Annotated in this window: 14 protein-coding genes; 10 read left to right on the top strand and 4 right to left on the bottom strand. The window is 73.4% G+C overall.

Annotated features, from left to right (window positions below; translation table 11 throughout):
* Positions 1 to 45: 45 nt before the first annotated feature.
* The 6 genes from CP980_RS31955 to CP980_RS31930 all read left to right on the top strand — a co-directional run bounded on the left by CP980_RS31955 (position 46) and on the right by CP980_RS31930 (position 6,783).
* Positions 46 to 1,065 (top strand): ABC transporter substrate-binding protein, encoded by a 1,020-nt coding sequence (locus CP980_RS31955; RefSeq protein ID WP_150529730.1) that lies wholly within the window; start codon positions 46 to 48, stop codon positions 1,063 to 1,065.
* Complete coding sequence (locus CP980_RS31950) at positions 1,062 to 1,820, top strand: GNAT family N-acetyltransferase (protein WP_189999164.1); 759 nt, start codon at positions 1,062 to 1,064, stop codon at positions 1,818 to 1,820. The genes CP980_RS31955 and CP980_RS31950 overlap by 4 nt, the downstream gene beginning before the upstream one ends.
* Before the next feature lie 128 nt (positions 1,821 to 1,948).
* The gene (locus CP980_RS31945) at positions 1,949 to 3,133 is read left to right on the top strand and encodes an LLM class flavin-dependent oxidoreductase (protein WP_150529728.1); all 1,185 of its coding nucleotides are present in this window, start codon (positions 1,949 to 1,951) and stop codon (positions 3,131 to 3,133) included.
* Between the two features lie 46 nt (positions 3,134 to 3,179).
* Positions 3,180 to 4,559: an NtaA/DmoA family FMN-dependent monooxygenase gene (locus tag CP980_RS31940; RefSeq protein WP_150529727.1), complete on the top strand. Its 1,380-nt coding sequence runs from the start codon at positions 3,180 to 3,182 to the stop codon at positions 4,557 to 4,559.
* Positions 4,556 to 5,602 carry an LLM class flavin-dependent oxidoreductase gene (locus tag CP980_RS31935; RefSeq protein WP_132761501.1) on the top strand — a complete coding sequence of 349 codons (1,047 nt, stop codon included), beginning with the start codon at positions 4,556 to 4,558 and terminating at the stop codon, positions 5,600 to 5,602. The genes CP980_RS31940 and CP980_RS31935 overlap by 4 nt, the downstream gene beginning before the upstream one ends.
* An 11-nt stretch (positions 5,603 to 5,613) precedes the next feature.
* Entirely contained in the window at positions 5,614 to 6,783 is a 1,170-nt protein-coding gene (locus CP980_RS31930) for an LLM class flavin-dependent oxidoreductase (protein WP_150529726.1), read from the top strand.
* A gap of 62 nt (positions 6,784 to 6,845) precedes the next feature.
* Here the strand turns inward: CP980_RS31930 and CP980_RS31925 are convergent, their stop codons facing one another.
* Positions 6,846 to 7,796, bottom strand: coding sequence for an ion transporter (locus CP980_RS31925; protein WP_150529725.1), 951 nt, complete (start codon positions 7,794 to 7,796; stop codon positions 6,846 to 6,848).
* Positions 7,797 to 7,975: 179 nt separating this feature from the next.
* On the bottom strand, positions 7,976 to 9,163 hold the full coding sequence (locus tag CP980_RS31920) for an MFS transporter (RefSeq protein ID WP_150529724.1): 1,188 nt from the start codon (positions 9,161 to 9,163) through the stop codon (positions 7,976 to 7,978).
* A gap of 176 nt (positions 9,164 to 9,339) precedes the next feature.
* Here CP980_RS31920 and CP980_RS31915 point away from each other — a divergent pair, with 176 nt between their 5' ends.
* The gene (locus CP980_RS31915) at positions 9,340 to 10,566 is read left to right on the top strand and encodes a PP2C family protein-serine/threonine phosphatase (RefSeq protein ID WP_150529723.1); all 1,227 of its coding nucleotides are present in this window, start codon (positions 9,340 to 9,342) and stop codon (positions 10,564 to 10,566) included.
* A gap of 8 nt (positions 10,567 to 10,574) precedes the next feature.
* Here CP980_RS31915 and CP980_RS31910 read toward each other — a convergent pair whose 3' ends face one another.
* On the bottom strand, positions 10,575 to 11,939 hold the full coding sequence (locus CP980_RS31910) for a YhgE/Pip family protein (RefSeq protein WP_150529722.1): 1,365 nt from the start codon (positions 11,937 to 11,939) through the stop codon (positions 10,575 to 10,577).
* Between the two features lie 134 nt (positions 11,940 to 12,073).
* Here CP980_RS31910 and CP980_RS31905 point away from each other — a divergent pair, with 134 nt between their 5' ends.
* Together CP980_RS31905 and CP980_RS31900 are read left to right on the top strand one after the other, a co-directional pair.
* Complete coding sequence (locus CP980_RS31905) at positions 12,074 to 12,745, top strand: MerR family transcriptional regulator (protein ID WP_132761495.1); 672 nt, start codon at positions 12,074 to 12,076, stop codon at positions 12,743 to 12,745.
* 133 nt (positions 12,746 to 12,878) lie between these two features.
* Positions 12,879 to 13,337, top strand: coding sequence for a VOC family protein (locus CP980_RS31900; RefSeq protein ID WP_132761494.1), 459 nt, complete (start codon positions 12,879 to 12,881; stop codon positions 13,335 to 13,337).
* Positions 13,338 to 13,350: 13 nt separating this feature from the next.
* Here the strand turns inward: CP980_RS31900 and CP980_RS31895 are convergent, their stop codons facing one another.
* Positions 13,351 to 14,289: a DMT family transporter gene (locus tag CP980_RS31895; RefSeq protein WP_132761493.1), complete on the bottom strand. Its 939-nt coding sequence runs from the start codon at positions 14,287 to 14,289 to the stop codon at positions 13,351 to 13,353.
* 81 nt (positions 14,290 to 14,370) lie between these two features.
* On the opposite strand from CP980_RS31895, the gene CP980_RS31890 reads away from it, so the two are divergent.
* A complete protein-coding gene (locus tag CP980_RS31890; RefSeq protein ID WP_150529721.1) occupies positions 14,371 to 15,267 on the top strand; it encodes a LysR family transcriptional regulator in 897 nt (298 codons plus the stop codon).
* Positions 15,268 to 15,276 lie beyond the last annotated feature (9 nt).

Genomic DNA, 15,276 nt, shown 5'->3' with positions numbered 1-15,276 from the left:
TTCCCCGTCTCCCGCTGTTCCCCTGATCAGAAAGGCACCATCACCATGCTGCGCCGCCCCTCCCTGAGTCCGAGACTCGTCCGCGGCTTCGGCGCCGCGGCCGCCGCCGTCGCCCTCTCCACCGCCCTGACCGGGTGCGGCGGCGACGCCGAGGCGACGGGGGCCGCGTCCTCCGGCAAGGTCACCGTCGGCGCGGTCTCCAACGGCGCCGCCCGGCAGGCCGAACTGAGCGTCCCGGTCGTCGAGTCGCTCCGCGCCCAGCTGCCGGCGGAGGTACGCGACCGCGGCGAGCTGGTCATCGGGGTCGGCGCGCTGCCCGCCGGCTTCCCGCCCCTCGCGTACGTCGGCACCGACCAGAAGACGCTGACCGGCGCGGAGCCGGACCTCGGCCGGCTGGTGGCCGCCACGCTCGGCCTCAAGCCCGTCGTGAAGAACTCCACCTGGGAGAACCTCTTCATCGGGGTCGACAGCGGCAAGGTCGACGTGGCGTTCACCAACGTCACCGTCACCGAGGAGCGGAAGAAGAAGTACGAGTTCGCCTCGTACCGGCAGGACAACCTGGCCTTCGAGGTCCTCAAGGACAACCCCTGGAACTTCGGGGGCGACTACCGCAACCTCGCCGGCAGGACCGTCGCGGTCAGCGCCGGCACCAACCAGGAGAAGATCCTGCTGGAGTGGCAGAAGAAGCTCCAGGCCGAGGGCAAGGACATCACGGTCAAGTACTTCCCCGACGCCAACAGCGTCGCGCTCGCGCTGAGCGGCAAGAAGATCGACGCCAACTTCGGGCCCAACCCGTCGATCGCCTACCACATCACCCAGACTGCGAGCACCGGCACGCCCACCCGTAACGCCGGCTCCTTCTCGGGTGCGGGCGAGTCGCTCCAGGGGCTCATCGCCGCGACGGCCAAGAAGGACAGCGGACTGGCGAAGCCGGTGGCCGAGACCCTCAACCACCTGATCAAGGACGGCCAGTACGGGAGGCTGCTGGAGGCGTGGAACCTCTCCAACGAGGCCGTCACCGCCTCCGAGGTGAACCCGCCCGGCCTGCCGCTGACCAACTCGTGAGCGCCGTGACCGGCCCCGAAGGCCCGCACGTCCTGGACAACCCCGCCTGGGCGGCGCTGCGGGGCGCGCACGCCGCCTTCGCCGAGCACCCCGGCGGGGGCGGGCCCGGCGCCCCGCGCGCCGCCCGCTACCACCCGGACGTCTCGCCCTGGGCCGCCCTCGCGGACCCGGCCGACCCCCGCTCCTGGGAAGACCTGCGGGCGCTGGTCGGCGAGGGCGGGACGGCGCCGCTGGCCGGAGTGCTGAACCCGCCCGAGGGGTGGGAGACGGTCGGCGCCGTTCCCGGGGTCCAACTCGTCGACACCGCCGTGCGCGCCGAGGCCGCGCCGGAGGCGGTCGGACTGGGCCCGGCGGACGTTCCGGAGATCCTCGCCCTGATCGCGCTGACGAAGCCCGGGCCGTTCCTGCCCCGCACCGTCGAGCTGGGCACGTACCTGGGCATCCGCGACCGCGGCCGGCTGGTGGCGATGGCGGGAGAGCGGCTGCGGCCGCCCGGGTGGACCGAGATCAGCGCGGTCTGCACCCATCCCGAGCACCGGGGGCAGGGCCTGGCGACGCGGCTGGTCCGCGCCGTGGCGGCGGGCATCCGGGAGCGGGGCGAGACCCCCTTCCTGCACACGGCCGCGAGCAACACCGCTGCGATCCGGCTCTACGAGTCGATCGGCTTCACCCTGCGCAGGCGGCCCTCGTTCATGGCCGTACGGGCACCGGGCGGGCGGGGCGGACCGGGCAACACGACCGCCAAATTCTCTTAATGTTCCTGCCATTGAACGGCACAGCCGCCCGGCGTAGCGTTTTTCGAAAGATTTTGATGACGGGTTGAATTCGCCCATCCCGCATCGGCCCCTCTTTCCGCACGCCGGTCAGGAAGGCGCAATTCAGCATGCCCGTTTCCCATTCCGCACCTCTGCACCTCGCCGTCTCGCTGGACGGCGCGGGCCGGCACCCGGCCGCCTGGCGCGAGCCGGGGGCGCGGCCCGCCGAGCTGTTCACCGCCCGCTACTGGGCCGGCCTCGTCGCGGAGGCCGAGGCCGGGCTCCTCGACTACGTCGCCTTCGAGGACGGGCTCACCCTCCAGTCCTCCTCCCCCGCCGGCCACGACGAGCGCACCGACCGGGTCCGCGGCCGGCTCGACGCGGTCCTCACCGCCGCCCGGGTGGCGCCGCTGACCCGCCGCATCGGGCTCGTGGCCGCCGTGACCGCCACCCATACCGAGCCCTTCCACATCTCCAAGGCCGTGGCCACCCTCGACCACGTCAGCCGCGGCCGCGCCGGACTGCACGTACAGGTGTCCGGACTCCCGTACGAGGAGCGGCACTTCGGTCGGCGCCCGGGGCCGCTCGCGGAGGAGGAGCTGTACGAGGAGGCCGTGGACCACGTCGAGGTCGTGCGGCGCCTGTGGGACAGCTGGGAGGACGACGCGGAGATCCGCGACGTGGCCACGGGCCGGTTCGTGGACCGCGGCAAGATCCACCACATCGACTTCGAGGGCCGCCACTTCAGCGTGCGGGGCCCGTCCATCACCCCGCGCCCGCCCCAGGGGCAGCCCCTGGTGAGCGCGCGCGCCGCCGACAGCGCGGCGTACGGGCTCATCGCGCGGTCCGCCGACATCGGGCACCTGGTGGCCCGTGACACCGCGGAGACGCGCGCGGCCGTGACCGCCGTCCGCGGGCTCCGGGCCTCGGCGGGGCTCGCCGAGCGGCCGCTGCACCTCTTCGGCGAGCTGACCGTGTTCCTCGACGAGAGCGCCGGGGCGGCGGCCGAGCGCCGCGGCCGCCTCGACGAGGCCGCGCGCGAGCCGTTCGACGGCGACACCTCCGTGTTCACCGGTACCGCGGGGCAGTTGGCGGAGCTGCTCCAGGAGCGCCGGGAGGCGGGCCTGTCGGGCTTCCTGCTGCGACCGGCGGTCATCGCCCACGACCTGCCCGCCATCACCCGCGCCCTGGTGCCGGAGCTCCAGCGGCGGGCCCTGTTCCGCCGGGAGTACGAGGCGGACACCCTGCGCGGGCTGCTGGGGCTCGGCCGGCCGGCCAACCGCTATGCCGCGGCCCCGTTCCCGGCCGCCTGAAGCACGCCCCAGCCCGCCCGCCCCGCCCCGCCTCCGAAGGAAGAACATGACCACCAAGCCGCTCAAGCAGGTCCATCTCGCGGCCCACTTCCCGGGCGTCAACAACACGACCGTCTGGAGCGACCCGGCGGCCGGCAGCCACATCGACTTCGACTCCTTCGTCCACTTCGCCCGGACCGCGGAGCGCGCCAAGTTCGACTTCCTCTTCCTCGCCGAGGGGCTGCGCCTGCGGGAACAGGGCGGGGAGATCTACGATCTGGACGTCGTCGGGCGGCCCGACACCTTCACCGTACTGGCCGCCCTCGCGGCCGTCACCGACCGCCTGGGGCTGACCGGCACCATCAACTCCACCTTCAACGAGCCCTACGAGGTGGCCCGCCAGTTCGCCTCCCTGGACCACCTGTCGGACGGGCGGGCCGCCTGGAACGTGGTCACCTCCTGGGACGCGTTCACCGGCGAGAACTTCCGGCGCGGGGGCTTCCTGCCCCGCGAGGAGCGCTACGGCCGGGCCAAGGAGTTCCTGGCCACCGCGCACGAGCTGTTCGACTCCTGGGACGGCGGCGAGATCGTCGCCGACGCCGGATCCGGGACCTTCCTGCGCGACGCCCGGGCCGGCGCCTTCGCCCACAAGGGCCCGCAGTTCGACATCGAGGGCCGGTTCAACGTGCCGCGCAGCCCGCAGGGCCGCCCGGTGATCTTCCAGGCCGGTGACTCCGACGAGGGCCGCGAGTTCGCCGCCTCCGACGCCGACGCGATCTTCGGCCGGTACGGGACCCTCGACGAGGGGCGGGCGTTCTACGCCGACGTCAAGCGCCGCCTGGCGAAGTACGGGCGTACGCAGGACGAGTTGAAGATCCTGCCCGCGGCCACCTTCATCCTCGGCGACACGGACGCCGAGGCCCACGAGGCCGCTCACGAGGTGCGCCGCCTCCAGGTCAGCGGGCAGACCGCGATCAAATACCTCGAACACGTCTGGAACCGGGACCTGTCCGGCTACGACCCCGACGGTCCCCTGCCCGACATCGCTCCGGAGACCGGCGAGAACACCATCGCCCTCGGCCGGGCGAGCGTGCGCCAGTTCCGCGACCCGCTGGAGACCGCCCGGCAGTGGCGCGCGCTCGCCGAGGCCAAGAACCTCTCGATCCGGGAACTGGTCATCGCCACCACCTCCGGCCAGACCTTCGTCGGCTCGGCCGCGACCGTCGCCGAGCAGATCGATACGCTGGTCCAGGCCGACGCGGCCGACGGCTTCATCCTGGTCCCGCACATCACCCCGGGCGGCCTGGACGCCTTCGCCGACACCGTCGTCCCGCTGCTCCAGGAACGGGGGGTGTTCCGCACCGCGTACGAGGGCACCACCTTGCGCGACCACCTCGGCCTCGCGGCGCCGCGGGCGGCCTCCGGCCGACGGGCGGCGGCCTCGTGAAGTTCCTCGCCATCACCCTGATCACCGACGGCGCGGACCCGGTGACGGGCGCCGCACCCCCCGTCCGGGAGCGGTTCCGGGAGGTCGTCGCGAGCGCGCTGCGCGCGGAGGAGCTCGGTTTCGACGGGTTCGGCGTGGGCGAGCGCCACGAGCGGCCGTTCCTGTCGTCCTCGCCGCCCGTGGTGCTCGGCCACATCGCGGCGCTGACCCGGCGGATCCGCCTGTTCACCGCCGTCACCACCCTGAGCCTGCTGGACCCGGTGCGGGCGTACGAGGACTACGCGACCCTGGACCACCTCTGCGACGGCCGCCTGGAACTCATGATCGGCAAGGGGAACGGTACGGCGCAGCGCGAGCTGTTCCACGTGACCCCCGAAGACCAGTGGGAGCGCAACTCCGAGAGCTACGAGCTGTTCCGGCGGATCTGGCGCGAGGACAAGGTCAGCGCAGAGCCGCGCTTCCGCCCCGCCCTGGCCGGCGCCGAGGTGCTGCCGCGGCCGTACCAGCGCACCCTGCGCGTGTGGCACGGCAGCGCGACGAGCCGGGAATCGGTGGACCTGGCGGCGCGCTACGGGGATCCGCTGTTCTCGGCGAACGTCACCCATCCCATCGGCCCGTACGCGGAGCTGGTCCGCCACTACCGGGAGCGCTGGGAGCACTACGGGCACGATCCGGCCCGTGCCGTCGTCGGCGCGGGCACGGCCGGCTACCACGCGGCGCGCACCTCGCAGCAGGCCGTGGCCGCGTACCGGCCGGCCTTCGCCCGGTACCTGGCGGCGCACCGCGCGCAGGGCGTGGAGCCGGTCTTCGCCACCCTGGAGGACTTCGTCGAGCGCAGCTCGGCGCTGATCGGCAGTCCCCAGCAGGTGATCGAGAAGGTGCACCGCTACCACGCGCAGTTCGGCCACACCGTCTTGCACCTCCAGGCCGAGGCGGGTGGGCTGCCCGAGGCGGAGCACCAGGCCTCGCTCGAACTCTTCCAGTCGGAGATCGCCCCGGTGCTGCGCCGGGAGATACCCGACCCGTCCTTCCCCGAACTGTAAGGAGCCAGGTCATGTCCCCCATCCCCCTCGGGGTCCTCGACCTCGTGCCGGTCTCGTCCGGCTCGACCGCGGCCGAGGCCCTCGCCCACAGCATCGACCTGGCGCGCCGTACCGAGGAGTTCGGCTACGCGCGCTACTGGTTCGCCGAACACCACCTCAATCCGGGCGTCGCCGGAACCTCCCCGGCGGTGGTCCTGGCCCTGACCGCCTCCGCCACCAGCACCATCCGGATCGGCTCGGGCGCCGTCCAGCTCGGGCACCGCACGGCGCTGTCCACGGTGGAGGAGTTCGGCCTCATCGACGCGCTGCACCCCGGCCGACTGGACCTGGGGCTGGGCCGCTCGGCGGGGCCGCCGCAGCGCCGCCGCCCGGCGGAGGACGAGAGCGGGGGCGAGGGCGCGGCGCCGTCCGAGCCGGTCGTCCCGGCCACCCCGGTCGTCGACGGCCGCACCCCGAACGGGCTGCGCATCCCGGACCGGTTCTCCTTCGCCCACCTGCTGGGCCATCCCCGGGTGGCGCTCCAGCAGAAGCTGCTCAACCTGCCCGGCGCGCAGCCGCAGGACTACTCCGAGCAGGTGGACGACGTCCTCGCGCTGCTGCGCGGGGAGTACCGCACGGCGGAGGGCGTGGAGGCGCACGCCGTTCCCGGCGAGGGAGCCGACCTACAGGTGTGGATCCTGGGCAGCAGCGGTGGGGTGAGCGCGGAGACGGCGGGCCGCAACGGGCTGCGCTTCGCGGCGAACTACCACGTCAGCCCGGCCACCGTACTGGAGGCCGCCGAGGGGTACCGGGCCGCCTTCAAGCCCTCCGCCGAGCTGGACCGGCCGTACCTGACGGTCTCCGCCGACGTGGTGGTCGCGGAGGACGACGCGACGGCCCGCGAGCTGGCGACCGGGTACGCGCCCTGGGTGCGCAGCATCCGTACGGCCGAGGGCGCGATCCCGTACCCCACGCCGGCCGAGGCGCGGGACCTGCCCTGGTCGCGGGAGGACGGGAAGCTGGTCGCCGACCGGGTGGACACGCAGTTCGTGGGCTCGCCCCGCACCGTCGCCGACCACCTGGAACGGCTGCGGGACGCGACGGGCGCCGACGAGCTGCTGATCACGACGATCACCCACGGGCACGCGGACCGGGTGCACTCCTACCGCCTGCTGGCGGAGGAATGGCAGCGGCGCGGCTGACGGCCGGCGGCTCGGGCCCGGGGCCCGCACGGCTGACGGCCCGAACCCGGGCCGGACACCCCCTACCGGGCGCCCGCCGGCGCCCCCGCCAGCGAGGGGGACGCGGCCGTGACCGGCGACGCCGCCGGGCCCGAGGGGTCGAGCTGGGCCTCCACGTCGTCGAGGGCGCGGCGCACCGCCGCGATCCGCAGGCGGAGTTCGTCCGCCTCCTGCGAGGCCACCGGCCCTGCGGGCCGTGCGAGGCGCCGGGCCGCGGCCCGTTCGGCCCGCTTCTCTTCCTCCTCCATCTCGCGCGCCTCCTCCAAGGCGTTGAGGACGACCCCGATCAACACGTTGACCAGGACGAAGGAGGCGAGGAGCACGTAGGAGGCGTAGTAGAGGATGCTGAACGGCGAGACCGCCAGCCCGCCGTGGACGGCATCGCCCAGGCCCTCCAGCGTCATCAGCAGGAACAGGGTCAGCCCGGCCCGGCCGAGGGAGCCGTAGTGCGCCGGGTCGTGGCCGGCGAAGCAGATCCAGCCGATCATCGCGTACACGTAGAGGATCAGGGCGCCCACGAACAGGAAGCTGACCGTTCCGGGCAGGCTGCGGCCGACGGCGACCAGCAGGACCCGCAGCTGCGGCATGAACTTCGCGGTGCGCAGCACCCGCGCGAGGCGCAGGAGCCGGAGCAGCGTGGTGTTGTCCCGCAGGAACGGGACGAAGCCCGAGGAGACCACGAGCAGGTCGAACACGTTCCACGGATCGCGGAAGAATGCTTTCGGCCGGTCGGCGTGCGCGCCCAGGCGGATCAGCATCTCCAGACTGAACGCCGCGACGCAGAACCGTTCGGCGGAGTGGAGCGGAACGCGGTACTCCACGGACAGTCCGCTGTACGTCTCCACACCCAGCAGCAGGGCGTTGAGGAGGATTACGGACATGACGGCCAACGAGAACACGGGTGCCTCGCACACGTCGCGGCAGCGCGCGGCAAGTCTCTCGCGACCGGTGGACGTCTGGATGAGGTCTGGCATCGTGCTCCCTCGCCCGCGTCCGGACATCCGGTCACGGGCCGTGTCGCGCCCCGGCGCACGCCGGGGCTCTGATCAAGCTCCAGATCGTGTAACGCCGTACGGCCGCATACGAATCGCCCCCGCCCCGCACATCCCCCGATCGGGGAAACGCGGGCCCCTCGTGATCCCGAGGCCAGGGCCTACGCCTGGCGTACGGGGTGGCGCAGCAGGTAGACGGCCGCGGTCGACACCAGAGCGGTCATACAGCCGAGGAACACCAGTCCGGCGCCCTCCAGGCCGAGGGGGCCCGTCAGGACGCCCACTCCGATCACCGGCACCGAGATACCCGCGTACGCCACCACGAAGAGCATCGAGATGACCGCCGCGCGCCGGTCCGGCGGGGACGCCCCGGCCACCGCGGAGAGCGCCCCGCGGAAGGCGAGGCCCTGCCCGCCGCCGCCGACGAGCGCGCTCAGCACCACCAGGGCCAGCAGGTCCCAGTACAGGGCGCCCGCGAGCAGCGCCAGACCGGCCAGGAGCGCCGCGCAGCCCAGCGGCAGGGAGCGGCCGACCCCGACGCGGCCGACGGCGAGTTGTCCGGCCGTCGAGGCGAAGAAGGCCAGCGCGACGACCAGCCCGCTCACGGCCCGGTTGTGCACGCCCAGGGATTCGACGAGGAAGGCCGGGCTGACCGAGGTGAACACGCCGAACAGCGCGAACCCCACGAACGAGGCGGTCGCGGCGGGCAGGAACACCGCCCGCACCGACGCGGGCAGAGCGGGCCGCTGAGGCCGTACCGCCGCGAGCGACTGTCGCTCCCGTACCGTCTCGGGAAGTCGCAGCAGGACGCCGGCCGAGCCGGCGACGAGGGCGAGGTGCACGGCGAACGGCAGGTACAGCGGCCAGGGAGCGTACTGGGAGAGGACGCCGGCGAGCAGCGGGCCACAGCCCAGCCCGCCCATGTTGGCGGCCGTCGCCACGAACGTCGCGCGGGAGGAGCCGTCCTTCGGCGCGAGCTCGATGACGTAGGCCGTGCCGGCCCCGGTGAACAGGCCGGCGGACAGGCCCGACAGCAGCCGGCCCGCGTAGAGCCAGCCCAGCGCGGTGGCGCACAGGAAGCAGCCGGCGCTCGCCGCCGCGAGTGCGAGGCCCGTCAGGAGTACGGGCTTCCTGCCCACGACGTCGGAGGCGTTCCCCGCCAGCAGCAGGACCGCGATGACGGCGAACGCGTACACGGCGTACACGATCGTCACCTGGAGCTCGGAGAAACCGAACTTCTCCTGGTAGAGGCCGTAGAGGGGGGTCGGCAGCGTGGTGCCGGCCATGCACACGGCGAACACCGCCCCGCCGAGCAGACACCGGCGCCATTGTCCGTGATCACCGTCCATACCGCCGACGGTAAGGCGGGCCCGGCGTCCCGCCCGGCACGTCATGCCGACGGCGCGCCGTCCCGGGCGCGGGGGTCCGTTGCCGTGAACGCCGTCGTGGCGAGATTCCCGCGGCGGCCGTCGCGGGTTTATATGGGGAGGTTCTCGGACGCAGCGGGCACGGAGGCGGGCGGTACATGCCGGATACGGTGATCGACTACGCGGCGGTGTTCCGGCTGCTGCCCGGGATGGTCGCCCTGCTGACCCCGGACCTGGTGTACGCCGACGCGAACGACGAGTTCCTCTACTCCTCGGGCCGCACCCGGGACCAGCTGATCGGCCGCTACCTGTTCGACGTCTTCCCCGACAACCCGAACGACCCGTCCGCGACCGGGATGCGGAACCTGGCGGCGTCGCTGCGCCGCGTCGTGGAGACCGGCGAGCGGGACGCCATGGCCTTGCAGCGCTACGACGTGGAGTCCGCGGACCGGCCCGGCGAGTGGGAGGAACGGTACTGGAGCCCGGTGAACGCGCCGGTCCTCGACTCCGACGGCCGGGTCGTGCTCCTGGTGCACCGGGTGGAGGAGGTCACCGAACTGATCCGGGCCCGGGGCCGGCCGACGAGCGGCCGGGGCCGGGTCCTGGAGGCCGAGCTCTACACGCGGGCCCGTGAACTCCAGGAGCTCAACGAACGCCTGCGTACGGCCCACGCCCGCGAGCGCGAGGTCGCCCTCGCCCTGCAGAGCGCGATGCTCCCCGTCACCCTGCCGAGCTGGGACGCCAGGATCGCGGTGCGCTACCGTCCCGCCGTCGGTTCGCTGAACGTGTGCGGAGACTGGTACGACCTCGTCGACCTGCCCGGCGACCGCATCGGGGTGGCCGTCGGCGACGTGGTGGGCCACGGCCTCGTCGCCGCGGGCGTCATGGGCCAGCTGCGCAGCGCACTGAGCGCGACCTCGCGGGTGGCCGAGGGCCCGGCCAAGGCGCTGGAGGTCCTGGGCCTCTATGCGCGTTCCGTCGACGGCGCCGAGAACACCACCGTCGTCGAGACCTGCATCGACTGGGCGGCCCACACGATCACCTACAGCAGCGCCGGCCACCTGCCGCCCCTGCTCGTACGCCTCGACGGAACGGTGGACCACCTCGACCAGGCCACCGATCCGCCGCTGGGGGCCCGGCCCGAGCACCTCCCGAGGCCGCAGGCCACGACGGCGTTCGGGAGCGGCGACACCCTGGTGCTGTACACGGACGGGCTGGTGGAGCGGCGGGGCGAGGACATCGACACCAGCCTCGACCGGCTGGCCGCAGCCCTCGTCCGCCACCGTGAGGCCGATCCCGAGCGGGTCGCGGACGCCCTGCTGGTCGACCTGCTCCCCGTCGGCGGTGCCACCGACGACACCGCCCTGGTCGTCGTCCGGCTCTGAGGCCCTGCTCAGGCCGTGGCGTTCGCCGCGGCCTCGGGGGCGTCGGGGGCGTCCGGGGCCTCGGGAGTGCCGGCCACGGCCGCGGACCCGGACTCGGCGTCGGGCCGGGGGATGCGGTGCAGCCCGCGACGGTCGTAGAGGCGGGTGACGGCGAAGCCGAAGACCAGCGCGGCGACGAGGGCGATGCCCATCGAGGCCCACGCCCGGCCCAGTCCCGCGTCGGCCTGGGCGCCGTAGTAGAGGATGGCGCGCATGCCCTCGGTGATCTGGCGCAGCGGCTCGAACTCGGCGAGGCCCCGGAAGAATCCGGGCAGCGCCTGGAGCGGCACCGTGGCGCCGGAGGAGGGGACGGCCATCGCGACGAAGACGATGGTGGCCAGCAGCATGCCGGGCGTGCCGAAGGCGGCGAACAGGGCCAGGCTGCCGATGCCGACGACGGCGACGGTGGCGACGGAGTAGAGCCACAGCAGGCCGAGGTGGGAGGCGTCCATGTCGAGGATCGTGACGGTGGCGACCTCGACCAGGGTGCCCATCACGAGCGAGATGCCGAGCATGAGCGCCATGCCGATGGCCAGCGTGCGGACGCGGCTGGTGTGCCGGACGGGCTCGCGCTTGCGGACCGGGCCGTAGTCGGTGTGCAGGTAGCCGAGGGCCGTGTCGACCTGGGAGTTGACCAGGTTGGCGCCGAGCATGCCGCAGACGACGAGCACGAGCGCGTAGTAGAAGGCGCTCAGGCCCAGGGCGCTGCGGGAGCCGACGGGGTGGCCGTCGGCGACGGCGACGGTCACCGGGTCGGCCAGCTTGAGCTGGGCGGCCGTCGGGAGCGGGGTCTTCTGCGCCGTGGCCTGCTTGAGGAGCTCCTGGCCGATCTGCGCGGAAGCGGCGTGGGCGGCCTTCTGGGCGGCCTGGGAGGACATCGAGGAGCCGATGCTGCCGGCGGACTGGTTGGTCAGCACGGTCAGGGTGGGCGGGGCGGCCTTGCCCTGGGGCGCGGGCTGCGGGGAGCCGAGCGCGGTCACCGTGGTGCTGAAGTCCTGGGGTATGACGAGGGCGCCGAAGACCTTGCCGCGGCCCAGCCGCTTGTCGGCCTCCTCCCGGGTCACGATCTGCCAGTCGATGCTGTGGTCGCCCTTGGCGGCCTTCTGGATGCCCGCGACGACCTGCTCGCCCATGTTGACGTGGCGGCCCCCTGCGTCGGAGCCGGCGTCGGCGTTGACCAGGGCCACGGGCAGATCGCGGAGATTGCCCTTGGGGTTGACGTTGCCGCCGACGTAGAGCAGCGCGAACAAGATCGAGACGACTGCGGCGATGAGTCCCGTTCCGACCCACAACCGGGGTCGGCGGAGCACGGAGGGCTGGGTGGGCTGTGGCATCGATTCTCCGGTGCGGCGGCGATTCCTTACTGGATACTCAAGGTATCCAGCTACTGGATACTGGCAGTATCTTGTGGTGGTGTCCAATCGCCGATGACGGGTACCGGACCCCGTGAGCAGCAGGGAAGCCGTACATGAAGATCTCGGAGCTCAGCCGGCGGACCGGCGTGCCGGTCGCCAGCATCAAATACTTCCGGCGCCAGGGCCTGCTGCCCGCGGGCAGGGCGACCGCCGCGACGCTGGCCGAGTACGGGGAGGAGCACGCGCAGCGGCTGCGGCTCATCAAGGCGCTGACCACGCTCGGCGGTCTGTCGATCGCGGCCACCCGCGAGGTGCTCGGGGCCGTCGACCAGGCGCACAGCTCCGAGGGCGCCCTCGGAGCCGTCAGCTACGCCCTTCCCGTGCCGGTGGCGGGCCAGAGCCCCGCGGCTCCCGGCGAGGAGACCGGGGCCGAGGCGGCCGCCGGAGCCGAGGTGGCGGAGCTGCTCGCGGAGCTGGACTGGCGGACGCCCGACACCTCGCCGCACGTACAGGGGCTGACGTCGGCGCTGAAGGAACTGCGGAGGCTGGACGCCCAGTACGCCCCGGGAGAGCTCGCCGCCTACGCGAAACTGGCCGAGGCGGTGGCCCGGCTGGACCTGGAGCGGGCGGCCGGGCTCGACGATCCGGTAGCCCTGGCCGAGCGGGCGGTGATCGTCTTCGCCATCTGCGCACCGGTCTTCGAGCTGCTGCGCCGCCTCGCCCAGGAGAACCAGGTCCGGCGCCGCGTCGCGGACGGCGGCGCCGCGGCCGCGGCGCCTCAGTAGCCGGCCCGGACGGGGAAAGACCGTCGGCGGCCACGGCCGGGCCCCGGCCGGGGACACGACCGCGGCCGGGGACACGGCCGCGGACACGACGCGGCTGCGGTCACCGGGCGGTGCGGCCCCCTACCGTGGCCGTATGGAACAGCGCATCACCCTCGTCACCCTCGGCGTGCGCGACCTCTCGCGCGCCCGGCGCTTCTACGAGGCTCTGGGCTGGCGGGGACAGGAGGTCGAGAGGACCGTCTTCTTCCAGGCCGGCGGCCTCGCCCTGGTCCTGTGGGACCGCGACCTCCTGGCCGCGGACTGCGGCCTGCCGCCGGGCCGGGCGGACGGGCCCCCGGACGGCGGCGGCTTCGGTGGTATCGCCCTGGCCCACAACGTCCGTTCGCGGGCGGAGGTGGACGAGCTGCTCGCCTCCGTCGAAGCGGCCGGCGGAACCGTCACCAAGCCGGCCGCCGTCAACGCCATCGGGTTCTACTCCAGCGCCTTCACCGACCCGGACGGGCACGCCTGGGAGGTCGCCCACAACCCGGGCTTCCCCCTCGCCGCCGACGGCTCGCTGACCCTGCCCGATTTCGGCGCCGCCCCGGGCTGACCTTCCGGGGCGATCAGGCACCGGTGGGTGTCATCGGCCGGTGTGCGGGGGTCTCCTCGCCGGTCCGTTCCGCGGTGCGGTGGGCGCGTTCGACCGCCTGGCCCCAATAGGTTCCCGTGATCATGAGGACGGCGCCCAGGAAGGCCCACACCGTGAGCCGTTCGCCGCCGAGGCCGATCCCGATCGCGACCGCCCAGATCGGTTCGGTGCCCAGGAGGAGGCTGGCCCGGCTGGCGGAGGTGCGCTGTACGGCCCAGGTCTGGGCGAGGAACGCGAACACGCTGCAGAACAGGGCCAGGTAGATCAGCTGGTTCCATGTGGTGGCGCTGCTGCCGGCCAGGTCCGGCAGATGGGCGAGGGCGGGCGGGAGGAACAGCGCCGAGCCGACCACGGTCTGGACGGTCGTCAGGCGCAGGGGATCCACGGGGCGGCCCGTGGTGAGCCGCCCGACGAGCGCGACGTGCCCGGCCCGGACGACCGCGGCGGCGAGCATCAGCGCGTCCCCCGCTCGCGGCGCGTGCAGGCCGGTGCCGGCGATGAGCAGTCCCACGGCCAGGACGCAGAGGCCGGCGGCGAGGAAGAACGCCGGGGGAAGCCCGGACCGTCCCCGGGCCCGGTCCATGAGCGGCGTGAGAACGATGGTCAAACTGATGATCAGTCCGGCGTTGGCGGCGCTGGTGTGCGCCACCCCGTACGTCTCCAGTACGAGGACGGCCGCCTGGGTGACGCCCAGGAGCGACCCGGAGCGGACCTCCGCGCGCGTCCATCCCCGGCGCGTCCGGCGGCGCGCCGCGACCAGGGCGCCACAGGCGAGGGCGGAGATCGCGTAGCGGACGAACAGGACCGCCAGGACCGGAAGGGCGACGGTGGCGGTCTTGGCCGCGAGGTAACTGGAACCCCAGACGAGCGCGACCAGCAGGAGTACCGCATCGGTACGGCGGGCGACAGGCATGCCCCCACGGTGCACGACGGCGGATCTTGAAGGCTACGACCAACTTCTTAACCCAACCTGTAGCAGTCCTACACTGTGCGCATGGACGAACGGCAGCTGCGGATCCTGCGGGAGCTGGGAGAGCTGGGAAGTGTCACCGCGGTCGCCGAGGCGCTGCACGTGACGCCTTCCGCGATCTCGCAGCAGCTGAGGCTGCTCCAGCGGTCCATTCCGGTGCCACTGACCGAACGCGCCGGCCGCCGGGTGGTGCTGACCGACGCCGGGCAGGCCCTGGCCGGGGCGGCCATCGAGGTGGAGACGGCTCTGGCCCGGGCGCGGCACACCATCACCGACTTCGCCGAGCAACCGGACGGAGCCGTATCGGTCGCGGCCTTCCACAGCGCGGGCTCGGCGTTCTTCCCGCTCATGCTGCGCGCCTTCGCCGACCCGGGCAGCCCCCGCCTGGCCCTCGCCGACGAGGACGTCGCCCAGGACCGCTTCCCGGCCCTCACCCGTGACTACGACCTCGTCCTGGCCCACCGCCTCGACCACGGCCCGCCGTGGCCGCGCTCCGTGGCCGCGACGACTCTGCTGCACGAGCCCCTCGACGTGGCCCTGCCCGTCGGCCACCCGCTGGCCTCCCGTGCGGAGCTCTCGCCCCGGGACGTGGCCGGCCAGCCCTGGATCACGGTCCACGACGGCTTCCCGCTCATGGCCACCATCGAGGCCATCGCCAGTGTGGCCAACCGCAGGCTCGACATCGTCCACCGCATCAACGAGTTCGCGGTGGTCGCCGAGGTCGTGGCCGCGGGCGGCGGCTTGGCGCTGATGCCGCGCTGGACCGCCCGTACGCACCCCGGTGTCGTGCTCCGGCCGTTGGGCGGGGTGCACGCCCGGCGCCACATCGACGTACTGCACCGGCCCGAGCGCACGGCGCGAAGGGCCGTGCGGACGGTGCTGGCGGAGCTGCGCCGTGCCGCGGCGGCGATCCAGGACTGAGCGGCCGGC

Origin of the sequence: Streptomyces vinaceus (genome assembly GCF_008704935.1) — a bacterium.
Lineage (GTDB): Bacteria > Actinomycetota > Actinomycetes > Streptomycetales > Streptomycetaceae > Streptomyces > Streptomyces vinaceus.
This window is presented reverse-complemented; position numbering and strand designations above follow the sequence as displayed.